Genomic DNA, 18,739 nt, shown 5'->3' on the forward strand with positions numbered 1-18,739 from the left:
ATTTCAAAAAAACGATAGAAAAGTTTCTGTCGTTTTTTCTTGTTTCCTAGTAATTATACTAAGTCATTTAGATTCCCCCACTTTTTCTCCAATGAACTCGTCTCTCGAGACATTCCGAAGAAATCAATTACTCCGCACTATCCAGTTTTTATCTCTTCTTGCCCTTCTGATTTAAAAATGTTATAATTTTTTATGAAAAATTGTCTAAAAATTCTAATCTTTGCTGTTAAGGAGGTCTGGATGGTCTTTAAAAAGTCAGAAAATCACGGATTTTCTCGCTATATCTGCCTGCTCTTGCTTCTCGTCATTTTTCTGGCTTGTTCTCTCTTTTTAGCTGTCTCCTTGGGATCGGTTACTATTGACATACAAGATACTTACCAGATTATTTTCAGCAAACTCGGATTTCCCCTTGGCACAGGCAAACTATCTCCGTCTACAATCGCTATAGTTTGGAACATGCGGGTTCCAAGAGTGCTCTTGGGAATCCTAGCTGGTGCTGGCCTGTCTGTCTGTGGCAGCGTCATGCAATCTACTGTCAATAATCCTATCGCAGAGCCTTATATCCTGGGAATTTCAGCAGGTGCAACCTTCGGAGCCACACTGAGCATTATCTTAGGGCTCAAATCCATTACTGGCGCAGGTGCCTTTATAGGAGCTATTCTGGCATCGGCTGTGGTCCTTTTTATCGCATCCATGCAGGGAAAAATGACGACAAGCAGTCTGATTTTATCAGGAACAGTTGTAAATGCCCTCTTTATCGCCTTTTCCAACTTTATCATTTCCGTCGGTGCCAATGCTGACAGCATTATGACAATCAAGTTCTGGACTATGGGCTCACTGGCTGGAACTTCTTGGTCAGATCTTGCCTTGCCGGCTCTTGTTGTCGGTCTCTCCTTTTTGTTTTTCTGTTCCCAGTATCGTATTTTCAATACTATGATGATGGGGGACGAAGCTGCTTTGACACTGGGAGTACCTCTGCGTTTTTACTGGTTCCTCTATATCACAGTTGTCGCAGTCATGACTGCGGTGCTGGTTGCCTGCTGCGGCATTATTGGCTTCGTCGGACTAATCACTCCGCACATTGCTCGAAGATTAGTCGGTACCAACTACAAAAGACTCTTTCCTATCGCTACTCTGCTCGGCTCACTCTTTCTTGTCTGGGCAGATGTTTTGGCTCGAATTTTGGTCAAAAATGCCGAGCTGCCGATTGGGATCTTCACCGCTTTGGTCGGCGCCCCCTTCTTTATCTACATTGTAGCCAAAAGCCGAAAGGAGGTAAGCAGCTGATATGGATCTAACTTGCCAAAATATCCACTATTCTATTGGCCCAAAAGAGATTTTAAAAGGAATTTCGCTCAAGGTCGAGGGAAATCAGTTTCACACCATTTTAGGGCCCAACGGAAGCGGCAAAACTAGTCTGCTCAAAACCATCTACCGCCAAATCAAACCTGACAGCGGGAACATTTATCTAGACGGAAGGCCGCTTGAACAGGTCAGCATAAAAAAAGCTGCCCAGAAAATAGCCGTTGTAACTCAGTTTAACCATCTTCAGTTTGACTGCACCGTCCAAGAAATCGTCATGCTGGGTAGGACACCGCATCTGTCCCTTTTTCAAAAAGAGAGCGAAAAAGACTACGCCCTTGTCAGACATGCCTTGAGTCAGGTGGACATGCTGGACAAGAGAGAGCGAACCTATCTATCCCTGTCTGGCGGTGAGAAGCAAAGAGTCCTGTTGGCACGCGCTTTGGCCCAGCAGCCAAGCCTACTGCTCCTAGACGAGCCGACCAATCATCTGGATATCAAATACCAGCTGGATATGCTGCGTATCGTCAAAGACCTGAACATCAATGTTTTAGCAGTTTTACACGATATCCAACTGGCTTGTCAGTATTCAGATTATTTGTACCTCATGAAGGGAGGTGAGATTGCATACCAAGGCGCTCCAAAGGAGGCCATCACCCATGATTCACTGCAAGCCGTTTACGGCATTCAGAGCAAAGTGATCTGGACCAAGGATCGACAGGCCATGATTCAGTATCTATAAGAGTCTGTTTTCAGCTTTATCTATACAAGCTCCATGCCCAAGAAAGGAAGGCAATATGAAAAAAACACTCAGTATCTTACTCGTCGCAACTGCTGCACTGACAATGGCAGCCTGCAATTCTTCATCTAAAGAAAATACGAAAGAAAGCTCAACTTCGCAATCTTCCTCCAAAACTGAAAGCGCGAAAAAGAGCACAGCAGAGACAAAATATCCAGTGACAATCAAAACTTACGATGGCGAAGGCAAGGAGATTGATCAGGTCTTTGAAAAGGCACCGGAAAAGGTCATCACCAACAACCTTTCGACGACCGAAATCCTGATTGAACTAGGATTGAAAGACAAAATCGCCGGTATGCTCAATCCAGACAACGATGTCACAGATAAATACAAGGCTGATCTTGCCACCATTCCGCAAGTCGGCGACAAGAAAACCGTATCACAGGAAACTGTGCTATCCTATGAGCCAGATGCTCTTCTTGGCCGAAACATGATGTTTTCCGAGAAGTCTCTGGGGACAGTCAGTGCCTGGAATGAAAACAAAATCCCTGTCTACACACAGAAGGCTTCCCTGTCCAATACCAAGCAAGATCTAGGCAATATCGTTGAAGATATCAAGAATATAGGAACCATTTTTAATGTCCAAGACAAGGCCAATCAGTATGCTGATCAACTGCAGGCAAGAATTGACACTGTCAAGAAGGCCAATAAGGCTAGCCAAGGCGAAAAGAAAAAAGCGCTCATCATGTGTGCCTACAACGATGAGACTTTCGGTGCTTATAAATCTGCCCTGCAGGAGAGCCTGCTTAACCAGCTCGGATATACCAATGTAGCGACCGGAACCTCTGACTTGACCTTGGAAAATCTGGTCTCTATGGATCCTAAAGTCATCATCTATGTAACCAGCGACCGCAACAAGTCTATGGATGAGCAAGCAGTTGATCTAATGAAAGCCAATCCCGTTCTGGAAGATGTACCAGCGGTCAAAAATCAGAAGATCATGACCATCTCCTATGATGAGTTCATGGATTATGGTCCCGCTGTAATCGACTCACTCGAGAAAATCAATGACTTTGTCAATAAATAAGACCTTTGTCTGGGAAGGTATCACTGTCAATATTGCCCTGCCCCAAGATTATGACGGATTACGACCTTATCCAGCAATCTTGCTAAATGATGGACAGATAGACTACCTGAGCAGGCTTTCTTCATCGGTAATCTTGATCGGACTGATATCGAACAACAGGCTGGACGATTATACACCCTGGAAAGCCGATGCTCTAAAGCCTGGCAATCCCGATTTTGGCGGCAGAGCAGATAGCTACCATCAGAAGCTCTTCAGCGGTATATTAGCAGAAATCAGACAGCAATTCCTACTGGATGACACGAGAATTGCCTATGGTGGCTACTCTCTCGGTGGACTAGCAGCTGTTTACAGTCTCTATAGCGGCTGCGAGGTCCCCTGTGTTTTTTCTATCTGCGGTTCCTTTTGGTACCCAGGTTTTACCGACTATTGCCGGATACAGGAGTTGCAAAATAAGGAATGTCTGATTTATTTACAGAATGGGAAGACAGAAGGCGCGAATCACTCGAACCGACTTTCCAAAGCTCCTTTTTATGCTGAAGAAATTCATCGCTTGATTCAGAAAAAAATCCTTACCACCTACTCCGTCTTTGATTCTTATGGGCATCATGAAGCCCTCAAAGAGCGCTATGGTGCCTTTGCCGACTGGCTGGCCACACAATGGCATATCAACTAATGAAAATCCCCTTTGTCACTCACAGCGACTGACAAAGGGGTTTTTAGTTTATTAATGCAAGTAAAAGACTCTCACCAGTAAAATGGTAAAAGTCTTGGAAAAAAATTACACCAAAATTATTACTGTCCCTCATCCCCAAATTTACCAGTATGAAGGTGGGTAATAGTGTCATGACCAGGTAGAGGAGGCAGCCCGCCAGAATCCTTACGACTGAACACTTCAAGCAAGCCTGGTGTCAATTGAGAATTTTTCAACTGCTCAGGGCTAATCTCATGGACAATTTCTGCTCCTCGTCCCGTCTGTACTTTATAGCCAAACAGCGGGTCAATCAAGGTCCCACGGCCGATTGCAACTAAATCCGCAGCCGTATCCTCAATAGCAGCTTCTGCATCTTCCTGACTAAAGACACCACCGATTGTAATCAGTTTGGTTTGCTCATCCATCACTTCCTTAAAATGATCTGCATAGCTCTTGTCTGATCCTGCAGGTTTTGAAGCATAGCCGCCCAAAAGCGACAAATGGATGTAGTCTAGTTCGTGCTTGACTATCTCCTTGACCAAAAGTTTGGCTTCTTCATAAGTATAGCCTACTTGATCTTCATGGATTTCATCTGGGCTAATCCGATAGCCAATAATAAAATCTTCTGGCGCATACATGGCCGCAGCACGCTTCACTTCCTCGACTACCGCCAAAGGAAAGGCCATACGTTTTTCCAAAGTTCCGCCCCATCTGTCCTGACGAACATTGGATGTGCTAGAAAAGAATTGCTGCAGCAGATAGTGGTTGGCACCATGGATTTCCACTCCTGAAAAACCAGCTTGAACTGCACGTTTGACTGCTCGACCAAAATCCTTGATAATTTCAAGGATTTCTTCATCGGTCAATTCTCTCACCGGATAAGGCAGAAAAGAAAAATCTAAAGCACTTGGAGCCAATACTTCCTCACCCTTCAAAGCACGGCCGGAAGCTGCTATCCCACCATGATGAAGCTGTAAAATCGCTTTATTGCCATCTTTTTGAAGGGCAGCAGCTAATTTTCTCTCCCCTTCAATGTGGTCATCAGAGTAAATTCCTAATTGAACTGGATAGCCAGTCTGATAACAAGGCCCTCCTGATGGACTAACATAATGAAATTCAGTAATCAAAAGACTGGCTGCCTGAGAGCGTGCTCCGTAGTATCGCAAAGTATCATCAGACACAAATCCTCCTTCTAAGCCACTGAAAGTATACATAGGGGACAGCACCAAACGGTTGGTTAATTTGGCACCGTGGCGCAGTTGAATCGGGTCTATAATTTGTTTAGACATAGGAAAAATCTCCTTTCTTCTTTGACAATTGGTTTTCAATAAGCATTTATTACCAACAAGTATTCGCTATTAAAATCTACGCTGTAACATCATGAGAATTCATTATACTCTTATTTATAATGTCGTTTTCTATACTCCATCGGACTCACTCCGTAAGTCTTCCGAAATAATTTTGCGAAATAGGCTGCATGCAGGCCGCCTGAATGCTCTGCAACTTCTTGTATTGAGAGATTAGTGTTGATTAGTATTTCTTTAGAGTATTCTAATCGAAGTTCGCGTAAACGTTCTTGTGGTGTTTTTCCAGTCACACTCTTATAGACATGCCGAAGATAAGACTCAGAGCCTTTTGCCATAAAAGCTAAATCTTTCAAAGTTAAACTTTGCTGGAAATATTCTTTTAAAATATGATCAATTTCTTCTACCCATTCCTCTTTGCTAACCGGCTTTCCTAGTGGACGGCATCGTTTACATGGTCTATATCCTGCTTCAACTGCCTGCTCTGCTTTTTGAAAAATCGTTACATTTTCTTTTTTGGGAAGACGAGAGGCACATGAGGGACGACAGAAAATTCCGGTACTTCTAACAGCATACCAAAAAAACGTATCATAATCACTGTTATTACTTTTAATAGCCTCCCACTCCCAATCTTCAGCCATATGTCCTAACGCCATCATTTCCTCGCCTCCAGCTTCAGTAGGTAAGCTTTTTTATCAAGTCCGCCGGCATAACCCGTCAGCTCGCCATCGCTTCCAACGATCCGATGACAGGGAATTAAAATAGAAATAGGATTATGCCCAATCGCACCTCCGACTGCTCTGGCCGAACCAATCTTACCATACTCGGCTTGTAACTCTCGTAGAATATCTGAATAGGTAGCCGTCTGACCGTAGGAAATCTTCTGCAACACTGCCAGAACCTTGCTTCTGAACTCAGTCACTTGAGGTGCCAATGGAATTTCATCTGTTGGGGGATTTTCCCCCTTAAAATAAGCATCTAGCCATGCAACAACGCGTTGACTTACTTCTGTCTCCTCCTGCTGTGCTTGCTCCAAATCATAGCCTGCACCATAATATTTCTGTCCTTCCAGCCACAGCCCCAGCAGGGCAGTTTCGTCCGTCATAATGAGAATACGGCCGATTGGGGATTTGTAATAAGTTATGTACATTTCTTCTCCTTTTCGATGATAATCAACTAATAAAGCAAACGCCAAATATAAAAAACTGCATATGAACACCATGTTCCCCACTCATTTTTTAACTTTAACAGCAATTCCTTAGACGGTTTCTCATCTAAACCAAGTATATAAGATATGCCATTCTGCAATCCAATGTCAGCCATCGGAAAAGCCGATTGGATACGAAAACATCGCATCATCACATAATGAGCCGTCCACGGACCAACACCATAAAGTTTAAGCAGCTCTTTTTCAATTTGCTCAGCTGTATCTAACTTTTGATAATAACTTCTTGAAATGGTGCCCTGATACAAGAGCTTTGATATTGTTTGCAAATATTCTGCTTTTTTACGAGTCATTTGCAACTCCAATAACTCCTCAGCCATACTATTTGCAACCATCTTTGGCTTTGGATAAAGCCAGTAAGTTTCATGGTTATAGTGAAAAGCTTCGCCATATTTCTTGACAAAACGTTCTTTTAGGGTATAAGCATAAGCAAGATTTACCTGCTGTCCTAAAATTCCCCAAGTAATAGCCTCATAAAAATCTGGGACACCAATCAAACGAAGTCCGTAAAATTTCTGAACCAAAGGAGATAAAATATCATCTTCTTGTGCAAACTGATAAAAGTTATCTAACGACTGATCTAAATCCAACCAATCTCTGACAAAATTGCTAATAACTTTTCTAGCCTCAGCAGAAAAAATAGTCTGATTTTCCACCTGGATACATATCTCTTGAACTTGCTCATTGTAAAAAATCGTACAAAGATAAAATTCATTTTCAACTTTAAACAAGCGCTTAATTCTGTCATTTGCAACTTGGTACATCACTTCCTTTTCCTCTCTTGATAAATAGGAAATGATTTGTCCCCAGTCAAAGATAGATGACGTTTCTAAATAGATTATATTTTTAGCTAACATTTCTCCGCCTTTCTTTTAGTTATTATACCATCATTTTGGAAGCGGAAATATAACAATCTGGCTTTCTCATCAGAAAAACAAAATCCTCGCATCTTTAGCAGATGGAGGATGACATCGTATTTAACTAAGCGACTTGGATCTTTGCCACAATCCCATCTGGGTCTGTGACTTCTAGCTCTTGGGAGCTAATCCATCGGACTGGTGCCTGCAAGTCCAGAGCATTTTCATAAATAGCTACTAGGTCTTCTTTTCCTTGAACTTGCGCCTCAAAATAGGCTAGTCCCAGTTGCTTGGGTTGACGATGATTCAAGTGAGAACCTCCCCATTCATTGACGGCTAAATGATGATGGTAGTTTCCTGATGCCAGCCAGCTAGCAGAAGGTACAGAAAATTTGTCCTCCAAGCCTAGAAGCTTTTGGTAAAAATGACTGGCTGCTCTGCTATTTTTCACAGATAGATGGACATGGCCCATACGAGTGCCTTCAGCAATACTAAACGGTTGGACTTCCTGACCTAGTTCATAGATTTCTTGAGCCGCGAGCGCTTCCGTCACTCCGATAATGCGACCATCTTCTCGAATATCCCAATCAGCCTGAGGCTTGTCCCGATAAAGTTCAATGCCGTTGCCTTCTGGGTCCTCCAGATAAATGGCTTCACTATAACCGTGATCAGCTCCTCCAACCATAGGAACTTTATTTTCTGATAAATGCTTAAGGATATCCGCCAAAGCTTGACGGCTTGGAAGTAAGAGTGCCAGATGATAAAGACCGTAAGCCGACTTAACGGACTGCCGATCACTGGTTGCTAAAAGCCTCACCAACACTTGTCCGTCCCTGCCCAAAGTCACCTCTCCATCCTGCTCTTCCAAAAGTTCCAGCCCTAAAACACGCTGATAAAAATCCCTTTGTCTTGCTAGGTCAGCTACATAAAGCGCCACCTCTCCTAGATAAATCTTGCTTTCGTATTCAAAAGTCATGTTTTTTCTCCTCTCTTTAATTTTAAATGTCTGCAGTGCTCCTGCTCAATCTTTTTTTATTTTCTCAAAGTAGAAATACGTTCCTTGATATGGTTTTCCACATCTCCATTTGCTCCGAAGATTTATTTAAATTGTAATTATTTTTGTTACATCTATTAGTATAGCACATATTAATGTAATGTCAATAATTACATCTTGGGATATTATTCACCAAAAAAAACAATCTGCTCACTAGGAAACAGATTGTTCTTTAATTTCTTTTTCGGTTGCTGCGACGACCTCGTCAAGACTGGTCTGAGCCAATTCAGCTTCCATGGCTGCCTGAATAGCCGCCAATCGGTCATCTAAGACATTGTGAATGTTCTTGCCGATAGGACAGTCTGGATTGGGCTTGTCATGAAAGCTAAAGAGCTGGCCGCTCTTGCCTAGACACTCAACCGCACTATAGACGTCCAACAGGCTAATGTCTTTCAAATCTTTGGCAATCTCTGCTCCTCCAGTCCCACGAGCAACGGTAATCATCCCAGTATTCTTGAGCTGGGATAGGGTCTTACGGATAATAACTGGATTGACGCCAACACTGTTAGCAAGAATATCACTTGTCAGTTTTTGTTTTTTTCCCTCCAAAGCCAGTACAATCAGCATATGGGTGGCAATGGTAAAACGGCTAGAAATCTGCATTTTTTCTCCTCCCTCATCATTTTCTCTCACTATTATATCTCAAAAATGGTGTAACTTCAAGAGTTACGACTGGACTTTAAGAAAGATGCAATCTCATCTGCATAGCCTTCCCGCTCACTGATTTCCAGTAGCAGGTCGTGGTTATGGGTATGGTGGATACCATTGACCAAACTTTCCTGATAAATCTCATAGTAAGGCAAGTGGAGCTCCCGAGCCAATCTCAGCTCCTGCTCCACATCGTAGGCCACGCGCCGAAGGTCGACATCTGCTAGACCTGTCTCATCAATCTCTAAAATGGCATACTGGGCTCGCAAGTCCTGGCGCAAAGCTGAATCAAGAAAGAATGGCTGACCAATAGAGCCGGGATTGATAATAAGCTGGCCCTTAGTCCCATAACGAAGAAACTGCTGGTGAATATGACCATAAACAGCAACAGCGCAGTCATTTCCTTCAAAAAGGCGGTCGAAATCGCTCTGCTCGCCAATATGAATCAGCTCCCGCCCCCAGTTCTTATCAGGCAGATGGTGGCTAACCGCAATCTTCAAGCCTTCTACTTCTGTCAAGACTTGCAGAGGAAGTTCCTGCATACGGTCAATCTCTTCAGGCTTGATTTCCTCAAGGACAAAATGACAGAGCCGGGTCAGGTAGAGATGGCTGGGACGGGTCAAGTCTAACTTTTGGTGCAGGGCATGCCAGAGACTGTCTTCCCAATTCCCTCTGACCTGGAGGCTAATAGACAGCTGCTCCATCCTATCTAAGATATTTCTGCGACCGGTTCCTGGCAGAAGCAAGTCCCCCAAAAACCAATAATCTGTCACCTGCTGGCTTTCCGCATCCGCCAGTACTGCTTCTAAGGCTGTGCTATTCCCATGCACATCGGATAATAAGGCAATTTTTCGTGTCATCGTGTGTCTTTCTCTTTCTTTACAAGGAATATTATATCAAAGTTCAAAAAAACTTCCACCCATCAAGGGAGTGAAAGTTTTGAAGTGTTTTTTATCAATCAACAGACTTAAGTGCTTCCAGCATATCTACTCGTCTGAGACGGTAGTTAACAAAGAAGCCAAGTAAGGTCAGAATAAGAGTCACTGCAGTTAGAGGAAACAGATAGACTGAGGGGCTTACTTGAGGGTTTAAGCTGATAATGCTAGGCGCAACCTTCTCAATCAAAAAACGATGCAGGAAGAAACCGCCTAGAAGCCCAACTGCCATCCCAATTACTGACAGAATAATGGTCTCTCGATAGATATAGAGGGTCACTTCCTTGTTATGGAAGCCCAGAACCTTGATAGTGGACAGCTCGCGAATCCGCTCAGCGACATTGATATTAGTCAGATTGTAGAGAATGACGACTGCTAAAAGAATGGAAATCAGCACCAAAACCAGCATTGTATTATTAAGAGAATCAGCTAGAACGTTGAACTGCTTCACCATGCTTGCATTTTGAGAAACACTCTTGACAGACTTGAGGCTCATAAATTCATTGGCCTTGTCCACAATATTTTTACTAGAAGAGTCCTTGAGCCGCACTAGATAAGCGTTTTTCTCGGGCTTTTTTCTGTAAATCTTCTGGTAGTCAGTCGCCTTCATAAAGGCAAAATGACCAAAATGATTCTCATTGACTGCTGCGAGCTTGACAGGCTTGCCACCCAGCTCTATACTACCACCGGGGCTAACTCCAGCTATACGGGCCAATTTATCCGACACGACCGCACCGTCTTTAAGAGTCAGCTTTTGCTTCTTGTCGGGACTTTCTAACGAGATGAACGGTTCAAAATTTTCCTTGTCCGTAACCATTAAAGTGACTGACTCTGTCTCTTTTTTTCCTTTGTATTTCTCTGTCAAGGTTTCACTATAGATCTCCTGATAATCAGCAATCGAGCCATCAGCCAGCATCTTTTTCAGCTTGTCTTGTTCAGCTTGATTCTCCCCAGGATTGACAGCGACAATCAAGTCGTAGCGCAGAATCTCCTCAAACTGACGCTTGGGAATACCACCAATAGAAGATTGGAGTCCTAGACCGGCAAAGAGCAAGGCAACAGAACCCGCCACACCAAAGATGGTCATAAACATCCGCTGCTTATAGCGAAAGATATTGCGTGCTGTGACCTTCTGAGTAAAGCTAAGACGTCGCCAGATAAAGGGCAGTCTTTCCAAGAAAATCTTGGAGCCCTTGACCGGTGGCTTGGGCAAAAGCAAGTGAGCTGCTTCCTCTGTCAGCTCCCGTCTTGCCACCAAATAGGCAGGGAGAACGCTGGAAAGAAGGGAAAGTCCAAGGGCCAGTAAACTATAGGAAACATAAAAATATGCATGCGGGGCAGAGAGCACCATCCCTCTGGTAATAATAGAAGAAATCACTCCCGACAAGAAATAATGTCCCAGCAGAATCCCTATGAAAGTACCTAGACTCCCTGCCACCAAACCGTAAAGAGCAAACTTGCGAATGATATCTCGGCTATGATAGCCTAGAGCCTTAAAGACACCTGCATTTGTTCGCTCCTCATCAACAAAGCGCGTCATGGTGGTAAAGGTCACCATAGCTGCCACCAGATAGAGCACCACTGGGAAGATATTACCAATCGACGCAATACTATTCATGGAGTTTTTATACATATGATAGCCATTCCCACCTGGCAGAGACTTGCGGTCATAGCTATGATAGGCCGGCTCTTTCAAACGACTCAGATTTGCCTTAGCATCAGCTAGCTTGTCCTTGCTAGCTGATAAGTCTTTCTCTGCCTGAGCTAGCTCTGCTTTTTTCTGATTGAGCTGGGACTCAGCTTCCTGAATCTGCTGCTGGCTCTGGCTGAGCTGTGCAGGAGGGAGAATAGAAGCAGATTGAGCTGCCGATAGCTGGCTTTTTTGCTGGTCTAGCTGACTCTGAGCTTGCTCTATCTGTTTTTTACCTTGGGTCAGCTCACTCTCAGCCTGAGCAATCTTATCTTGGCCCTTCTGAATGGTGCTTTTGGCATCTGCCTCTAATCGCTTAAAGCGAGCCACTCCGTTATCTTCCAGGCTCTTGTCCAAAGCAGTCTGGTGCTGCTCCAAACGCTCCTGATAGCTTTCAGAGAAGGGAGCCAGCTTTTCTAAATCATGATAGCGCAGGCGGGCAATACTGTAAACATCTGTATCAAAGGCCTTGGGGCTGACTACAGCATAGGCAGATAAAGCCCCGCTGCCACTAGTCGCATTGCCCAGATTTCTATCAGACCATAGCTCCGCCGAGTTGACAAAACCCACAATCTTATAGGTCTTGTTTTTCAGAACTGACCGACTGCCTGCTTTTTCAGTCAGATCAATCTCCTGACCAATTTTATATTTTTTAGACCAAAAGCTAGCCAGGGCAATTTCTTGCTCTTTCTTAGGAAGACGACCGGAGGTCACTTGAAAGTTTGAAATATCCTTGGTATCTGAGAATACTCGGAGAGCCTCCTCGTCTACGGTGACATCTGTCAGATAGCCAAACTCGACATCAGCTCCCTTGATAGCTTCCAGCTCTTTCTGATCCTCCGCATCCAAACCATAGTCTGCCATAACAGCTAAGTCCATGGTTCGCCGCTCTTTCAAGTAATCTGTAGCTGTTCTGCGCATATTGGGAGGAGCGACCTTGAGCCCCACGAGAGCTAGAGAACCCAGCATCATGAGGATTAAAATAGATAGGAAACGTCCTTTAGAGCTAGTGAAGGAGCGCAGAATATCTTTCCAATAAATCTTTCTCTTCATATCAATACTCCAATGTACTTATATCCTGAGGCTCTTCATTGACTGTAACACTCTTGACTCTCGCGTCATGCATGCGAATAACCCGGTCAGCAATGGGAGCCAAGGCAGCATTGTGGGTCACGATAATCACCGTCGCCCCTTGATTGCGGGACATATCCTGTAAAATTTGCAGCACTTGCTTGCCGGTATTGTAGTCCAAAGCCCCTGTCGGCTCATCGCAGAGCAAAATCTTAGGATTTTTTGCCACAGCCCGAGCGATAGACACCCTCTGCTGCTCCCCGCCTGATAACTGCGCAGGAAAATTATTGAGGCGATTTTCCATACCAACCGCAGTTAGAACGGCCACTGGATCTTGAGCATCCTTGACAATCTCTGAAGCCAATTCGACATTTTCCTTAGCCGTCAGGTTGGGCACCAAATTGTAAAACTGAAAGACAAAGCCCACATCATTGCGACGATAGTCCGTCAGCTGGTGGGAATTGTAGTCAGCAATATTCTGGCCGTCTATCAGGATATCTCCCTCATCATTGGTATCCATACCTCCGAGGATATTGAGCACCGTAGACTTACCAGCACCAGAAGCACCCAAGATAATGACCAGTTCCCCCTTTTCAATCTCAAAAGAAATATCGTTATTGGCGACAATCTCCGTGTCACCTACCTGAAAACGTTTAAAACTATGTTTCATTTCAATGTAAGCCATGTTATCATCTCTCCTTTTCAAAGCACGTCTCCTTAAATCAACAAGGTGTTGATTCTAAATCACAGATATTATATAATGAGCTTAGATAAAAAGCAATAATCAAAAATCAACAAAGTGTTGATTTAAGCAAGAAGGAAGAAAAAATGGTCCAGAAACGAAAGACTAGTACCAAGGAAGACATCAAAGAAGCCTTGATTCAGCTACTATCAGAGGAAAGGTTTGATACTATCTCCATCAGCAAACTCTGCAAACGGGCTGGGATTAACCGCGGCACCTTCTACCTCCACTACCAAGATAAATATCAGATGGTTGATAGTCTCAAAAACGACATTATTTCCCAACTTTCTAGTTATAGCATGTTTGAAGCGGAGAACGAATATCCCAAAAAGTTAATGATAGCAAAATTTCATATACTCCGTGCTAATGAACGTCTTATCAATGCCTTGACCAAGAGCCATTATATGGACTTTCGGGAGGCTATTCGGGAGTACATAACCACTATCATTCTGAGTGATAAGCAAAAGGCTGCTACCCAGCGTTTTTTAGAGGAGAACTTTCACATCCCTCAGAAATACGCCTTGGAAATCTTCCTATCCAGTGTTGAGGGGATTATTTCTCTTTGGATAGCCGGCGGAGCTCAAGAAGAACCTGAAGAACTCACTGACATAATTTTGACTACTTATAACTATGACTATTTAAGATAAAGGCTCTAGTTTAAAGGATAGCCTAGACAAAAATCGTTTTTTCACCAAGAAAGGCCGAACATTTTGCTCGGCCTTCTTTTTATTTTAGATTAGTTTTTATTTGTTTTCTTCAAAAGGAAGAAGACTCCTGCTAGGATAATCAAACCTGCAAGGCCTATGATGGTGACTTGCTCACCTGTTGATGGCAGGTCTTTTTTCTTAGATTTGACAGACTGCTCATTTCGATACTGCACTTGATAAACAGAGAAATGATTGGTCGTGAAGCTGATGGTCTGGTTTTGATTAACCGTTACATCAAATTTCTCAACTTGTTTGCCATTTTCATCCAGAGCATAGACGGCATCTACTGGCAAGTCTTTGCGAACTGGAATCGTCACAAGTGTTGGACTGACCTGATGCACCGGCTGACCATTCGGATCGGTCAAGCTAATGTCATAGGTATCTGTCGGCTGAATCTTGCTTTCCATTTTTTTCACTGACAGCTGAAGACCGGACTTGACCAAGTCAGCATTTTTCAAGCGAATGCCAGTTGCGACATCTACCAAGCTGTCATCTTCTACATTGACTTCCGTCCGTGTATCCGAACTGCTAGAAGTTGCTGAAGAAGAATTTGATGAACTTTGAGATGACAAAGAGCTGCTAGAATCTTTGCTGGAGCTAGATGGAGTGTTTTTTGTTGCTTCCTTGATTTTAGCTTCCATTTCTGCTTCTAGCTCTTTCATTTCCTTAAAGACTTGGGCTGCTCGAGCCTGTGTTTCCTCAGTAACTTTGGCTGAAGAGTCTGGCAGAGCTGCATTGGCTGCATCTAGAGCATTTTGCTCCTCAATAAAGCGGGCTTCCAAGGCCTTCCACTTGTCTTGGACAGAAGTTCCAAAGAGGTCCTGATGCTTGGCCGCCATATCGTAGATATGAGATGCTACCCAATACCAAGAGTCTGGACTGTAGCTAGTTGTGTTTACCTTATAAGCATCGTAAGTATCCGTGATATTCCCATTATAAGGCAGGTAAGGTGAGAAGCGCGGACTGCCTACCGCCAGCCACATAGTGCCTCCGCCCATATTGGCTGGAACGCCATCTTTGAGCTGGAAGATATGAGCTTCCATAACATTTGGATTGCCCAGCGGATATTTGTAAACAGGGTCTGTCGTACCGCGTTGTGGCAGCCCCTTACCATCTAGCTCCATTTGGTCCAGCGGTTTGAACTGAGTACCCTCAAAGCGATTGCGCTGCATAGCCATGACATCTGCTACACTGATCTTTCTGTCTGTGGAGTGCATGAGATCAAAGTAAGAGTCGTTATAAGACACGGCCGCATTTGGATCTAGACTGGTGATACCTGCCCAGGCACGCGAACGATCTGCCTCTGCCATCGGTGGATTGTAGGACTGAGAAATGTGGAATTTGCCGTCAATTTCTTTATAAGAGTTAGCTTGTTTGGCAACATCCTGAACACCTTTTGAGGCAATGACATTTTCTGTATCGTCAAAATCAACACTGCCCAAGAAGAAAGTATTAGGAAAGACAGCATACTTGTCATCTGGGAATTTAATAGCAACATATTGGTGACCGGATAGGATTTCCATATACCAGACACCAGTCTTGTCAGCAATGGTGATAATATTCCCCTCTGCTGCTCCCTGCTCTCTGACAATCTGCGCCATCAGCTCCACACCCTGACGGGCAGTCTGAACATGGGGCAGAACGACGGTTGTTAGGATAGACTCTGCCAAGCCATTTGCTACATAAGGATCCACTTTTTGGATGGCATCATTAGCCTTGGCAGAAACTGTCGCAGAAATGGAAACACCGTATTCATTGAAGCCAACCTCGTCAAAAATGCCTTGGGATGGGGTCACATCTGAGACCGAAGTATACTTGTAACTTTCTGCCGGTAGGGTCCATTCAAAGTTGTTGGTTTCATCGACCAGCTTGGCACCACTCGCATTGGTCTTTCTCGGATGAACCAGAAAGACCTTATTGTGATTTGGCTCTAAGTCCTCTGTACGACCGTAAAGCGTCGTGCCGTCTGCTGTCAGGTCTTTCCCGACGATAAATCCAGTGCAGGCTTCAACCACTTGGAAAGGAAAGAGAAAAATGGTCGAAAGAGCCAACAAGGAACGAAACAATATTTTTTTCATAAAAATATCTCCTTTGTTTTTTTGTAAAAAATTACAAAATTAAATACTATATTCAGTATAGCCTTTTAATCCAGGTTTTGCAAGCGATTTCAAGCTCTTGTTTGATATATTCCCTGAAAATTATTTAAATTTCTAAATCTGTCTTTTTCTCCTTCAAAACCAGTCGGTAGACTTCTATAAAGGTAGCAACGAGAAAGGCAAATAAGAAACCGACAACGATGTTAATCCGATGCTCTGTTTCGAAGAAAGGAGAGTTCCAAATAAAGTGATTGGCAACGGTTGACACGACGCACCAGAGACCAAAGAGACGGTATTTCTTGTAAGCCGTGGAAAAGAGAAGATAAACCCCAACAGTCACCACTGCTGTATAGAGAGTATGCGAAGCCAATCCGCCAGCAATTCTGCCAACTGCTTCTAAGGAACCACTATATTGTCCTCCGAAAGTCACTCTGGATACATAGCCAATATCCTCTATGACTTGAAAGCCAAAACCCGAACTCAGTCCAGCGATTAAGACAGACTGAATATCCTTGCGTCCCAAAATGTAGAGAGCGGCAAAGGCTGTCAGAGACTTGAAAAATTCCTCTGCAAAAGGAGCTGTCAGTGCATTGGTCCAATCATTGAAAACAGCAGGATCCTTGATAAAGTTAGAGTTAATAATATCAATCAAACTATTGCCCGCAAAGCTTAGCCAGCCAGAGATAAAGGCACCTCCAAAGAGGGCTGTTGCTAGAACAATCATCTCAACCGATAACTTCTTGGCAAGTTTTTTAATCAAGAAATAGAAAGGCAGGAAAAAAGCAGCTAAAACAGCTAAGTTCAGAACCAAGTCGCGGCCAGCTTCTAAGGTGACATCCTTCTCTGCCATGCTCCCAAGCTCAAACTGCAAGCCGATACCAGCTAGGACTAAGTAGATATAGAGAGCAATTCTTCTTGTTTTATTCATGACTGTCTGCTCCTTTTCTATTTTTTCCTTTGACAAGATAAATCGCTATTCCAATGACAGTCAGCACAAAGATGCCTCCTGCAATAGCAATATCATAGTCAAAATCTTCCAGACGAATGGTCTCCTCTGTGTCAGAGTCCTCTAACTCCTCAATCTCTTCTAAAGCACTTGTACCATATTCAGCCACGACCTTATCTTCAGCAATCTTCTGAATTTCCTTAAGGCGCTTAAAGACTGAATCCGCTCGCTCCATAGAATCTTTTGTTGCTTTCAGACTGGCTTGTTCTGGCTGTTCAGATAGACTAATCTGCTCGTTGTCATGAGCTGGCTGTTCCTCCATCCATTGGCTTTCCATACGCTCAATTTCAGTGCGAATAGAGCCATCTTCAAATAGTTCTGGATATTTTGCAACCAAATCATTGATGCGGCTAACAGTCCAATACCAGGAATTCTCATTGTAGGCTGTACTCATTTCTTGATAAGGCTGAGAGGTATTGCTGATGTTGCCATAGTAAGGGAGGTAGGGTGCATTGCGCGGACTTCCCATGGCCAGCCAGAGAATTCCCCCGCCAGTATTGGCAGGTAAATTATCCTTGAGCTGGAAGATGTGAGCCTCCATGACATTTGGATTGGAGATAGGATATTTATAAACTGGGTCTGCTTTGGTTTTATCAGGAATCCCTTTTCCGTCTAGCTCCATCTGATCTTGTGGTTTAAAGTCTGTTCCTTCCAAGCGATTGCGCTGCAAGTTCATCGCATCACGCAGACTAAGCTTATCGCTGGTTGAGTGCATGAGTTCAAAGTATTCATCATCATATTGCACATCTGCATTGGGATCCAGCGCCTTGATACCAGACCAAACCCGAGAGCGGTCAGCTTCAGCCAGCGGCGGATTATAGGATTGGGCTACATGGAAGCTGCCATTGATTTCCTTATAGGTGCCAGCATCCTGGGCTATTTTTTCAAGATCAGCTGAAAGAATCGTGTTTTCAGTATCATTTTTATCTACACTGCCTAGGAAAAATGTATTGGGAAAAACAGCGTATTTGTCATCTGGAAACTTGATGGCAGCATATTGATGGCCAGAAAGGATTTCCATATACCATACACCCGTCTTGTCAGCAATCGTCACGATATTGCCTTCGGCTGCACCTTTTTCCCTGACAATTTTAGCTAATAACTCTACTCCTTCTTTTGCTGTTTTTACATGAGGCAGGATCACAGAAGTTAAAGCAGATTCAGCGATACCGTCCTTAACATAAGGGTCTACTTTTTGAATATCATCATTGGCACTAGCTGAGACTGTCGCAGAGATAGAAACGCCTTCCTCATTAAAACCGGCCTCATCGAAAACTCCCTGCTCTGGTGTCACATCCGGTACCGCCGTATACTTGTAGCTAACAGCCGGCAAATCAAAGCTAAAGCCATTGGTCTCATCTACAAATTTATCACCAGCTTTGTTATACTTGCGCTCCCGCACCACAAAATTCTTGTTGTGATTGGGTTCCAGGTCCTCTGTTCGACCATAGAGAGTCGAACCATCCGTCGTCAAATCCTTGCCGATAATAAAGCCGGTACAGGCTGAGACAGCCTGAAAAGGGAAGAGTGTAAGAAGCATCAAGGCTGGAATAGCCCAACTGAAAAATTTCTTTTTCATCAGTTT

At 43.8% G+C, this 18,739-nt stretch carries 17 protein-coding genes; 5 read left to right on the top strand and 12 right to left on the bottom strand.

Going from position 1 to position 18,739, the window contains the following annotated elements:
• The first annotated feature begins 240 nt into the window (after positions 1-240).
• The 4 genes from K1J09_RS02365 to K1J09_RS02380 are packed head-to-tail and all read left to right on the top strand — an operon-like array spanning position 241 to position 3,801.
• Entirely contained in the window at positions 241-1,287 is a 1,047-nt protein-coding gene (locus tag K1J09_RS02365) for a FecCD family ABC transporter permease (protein WP_223322435.1), read from the top strand.
• A 1-nt stretch (position 1,288) separates the two neighbouring features.
• Positions 1,289-2,044 carry an ABC transporter ATP-binding protein gene (locus K1J09_RS02370; protein WP_223322434.1) on the top strand — a complete coding sequence of 252 codons (756 nt, stop codon included), beginning with the start codon at positions 1,289-1,291 and terminating at the stop codon, positions 2,042-2,044.
• Between the two features lie 55 nt (positions 2,045-2,099).
• Positions 2,100-3,128: an ABC transporter substrate-binding protein gene (locus K1J09_RS02375; protein ID WP_223322433.1), complete on the top strand. Its 1,029-nt coding sequence runs from the start codon at positions 2,100-2,102 to the stop codon at positions 3,126-3,128.
• Positions 3,109-3,801, top strand: a complete 693-nt coding sequence (locus K1J09_RS02380; RefSeq protein WP_223322432.1) for an alpha/beta hydrolase-fold protein — start codon at positions 3,109-3,111, stop codon at positions 3,799-3,801. Before K1J09_RS02375 ends, K1J09_RS02380 begins: the two co-directional genes overlap by 20 nt.
• A gap of 119 nt (positions 3,802-3,920) precedes the next feature.
• Here the strand turns inward: K1J09_RS02380 and K1J09_RS02385 are convergent, their stop codons facing one another.
• From K1J09_RS02385 to K1J09_RS02425, 9 genes are all read right to left on the bottom strand, one after another.
• Positions 3,921-5,108 (bottom strand): NADH-dependent flavin oxidoreductase, encoded by a 1,188-nt coding sequence (locus K1J09_RS02385; protein ID WP_223322431.1) that lies wholly within the window; start codon positions 5,106-5,108, stop codon positions 3,921-3,923.
• Positions 5,109-5,218: 110 nt separating this feature from the next.
• Entirely contained in the window at positions 5,219-5,782 is a 564-nt protein-coding gene (locus tag K1J09_RS02390; RefSeq protein ID WP_223322430.1) for a bifunctional transcriptional activator/DNA repair enzyme AdaA, read from the bottom strand.
• Positions 5,779-6,273, bottom strand: a complete 495-nt coding sequence (locus K1J09_RS02395) for a methylated-DNA--[protein]-cysteine S-methyltransferase (RefSeq protein ID WP_049540659.1) — start codon at positions 6,271-6,273, stop codon at positions 5,779-5,781. The genes K1J09_RS02390 and K1J09_RS02395 overlap by 4 nt, the downstream gene beginning before the upstream one ends.
• A gap of 26 nt (positions 6,274-6,299) precedes the next feature.
• Entirely contained in the window at positions 6,300-7,205 is a 906-nt protein-coding gene (locus K1J09_RS02400) for a DNA-3-methyladenine glycosylase family protein (RefSeq protein ID WP_223322429.1), read from the bottom strand.
• A gap of 124 nt (positions 7,206-7,329) precedes the next feature.
• On the bottom strand, positions 7,330-8,181 hold the full coding sequence (locus tag K1J09_RS02405; protein WP_223322428.1) for a VOC family protein: 852 nt from the start codon (positions 8,179-8,181) through the stop codon (positions 7,330-7,332).
• Between the two features lie 231 nt (positions 8,182-8,412).
• Positions 8,413-8,862, bottom strand: a complete 450-nt coding sequence (locus K1J09_RS02410) for an Rrf2 family transcriptional regulator (RefSeq protein WP_223322427.1) — start codon at positions 8,860-8,862, stop codon at positions 8,413-8,415.
• A gap of 56 nt (positions 8,863-8,918) precedes the next feature.
• Positions 8,919-9,767, bottom strand: coding sequence for a metallophosphoesterase family protein (locus tag K1J09_RS02415; protein ID WP_223322426.1), 849 nt, complete (start codon positions 9,765-9,767; stop codon positions 8,919-8,921).
• A gap of 94 nt (positions 9,768-9,861) precedes the next feature.
• The gene (locus K1J09_RS02420) at positions 9,862-12,585 is read right to left on the bottom strand and encodes an FtsX-like permease family protein (RefSeq protein ID WP_223322425.1); all 2,724 of its coding nucleotides are present in this window, start codon (positions 12,583-12,585) and stop codon (positions 9,862-9,864) included.
• Position 12,586: 1 nt separating this feature from the next.
• On the bottom strand, positions 12,587-13,288 hold the full coding sequence (locus tag K1J09_RS02425; RefSeq protein WP_002894894.1) for an ABC transporter ATP-binding protein: 702 nt from the start codon (positions 13,286-13,288) through the stop codon (positions 12,587-12,589).
• Between the two features lie 143 nt (positions 13,289-13,431).
• Here K1J09_RS02425 and K1J09_RS02430 point away from each other — a divergent pair, with 143 nt between their 5' ends.
• Complete coding sequence (locus K1J09_RS02430) at positions 13,432-13,992, top strand: TetR/AcrR family transcriptional regulator (protein ID WP_223322424.1); 561 nt, start codon at positions 13,432-13,434, stop codon at positions 13,990-13,992.
• Positions 13,993-14,081: 89 nt separating this feature from the next.
• Here K1J09_RS02430 and K1J09_RS02435 read toward each other — a convergent pair whose 3' ends face one another.
• The 3 genes from K1J09_RS02435 to K1J09_RS02445 all read right to left on the bottom strand — a co-directional run bounded on the left by K1J09_RS02435 (position 14,082) and on the right by K1J09_RS02445 (position 18,733).
• Complete coding sequence (locus tag K1J09_RS02435; protein WP_223322423.1) at positions 14,082-16,130, bottom strand: C69 family dipeptidase; 2,049 nt, start codon at positions 16,128-16,130, stop codon at positions 14,082-14,084.
• A 124-nt stretch (positions 16,131-16,254) separates the two neighbouring features.
• Positions 16,255-17,076, bottom strand: a complete 822-nt coding sequence (locus tag K1J09_RS02440; protein WP_002909271.1) for a PrsW family glutamic-type intramembrane protease — start codon at positions 17,074-17,076, stop codon at positions 16,255-16,257.
• Positions 17,069-18,733 (bottom strand): C69 family dipeptidase, encoded by a 1,665-nt coding sequence (locus K1J09_RS02445; RefSeq protein WP_223322422.1) that lies wholly within the window; start codon positions 18,731-18,733, stop codon positions 17,069-17,071. Before K1J09_RS02445 ends, K1J09_RS02440 begins: the two co-directional genes overlap by 8 nt.
• Positions 18,734-18,739 lie beyond the last annotated feature (6 nt).

Source organism: Streptococcus sanguinis, assembly GCF_019928825.1.
GTDB classification, from domain to species: Bacteria; Bacillota; Bacilli; order Lactobacillales; family Streptococcaceae; genus Streptococcus; species Streptococcus sanguinis_L.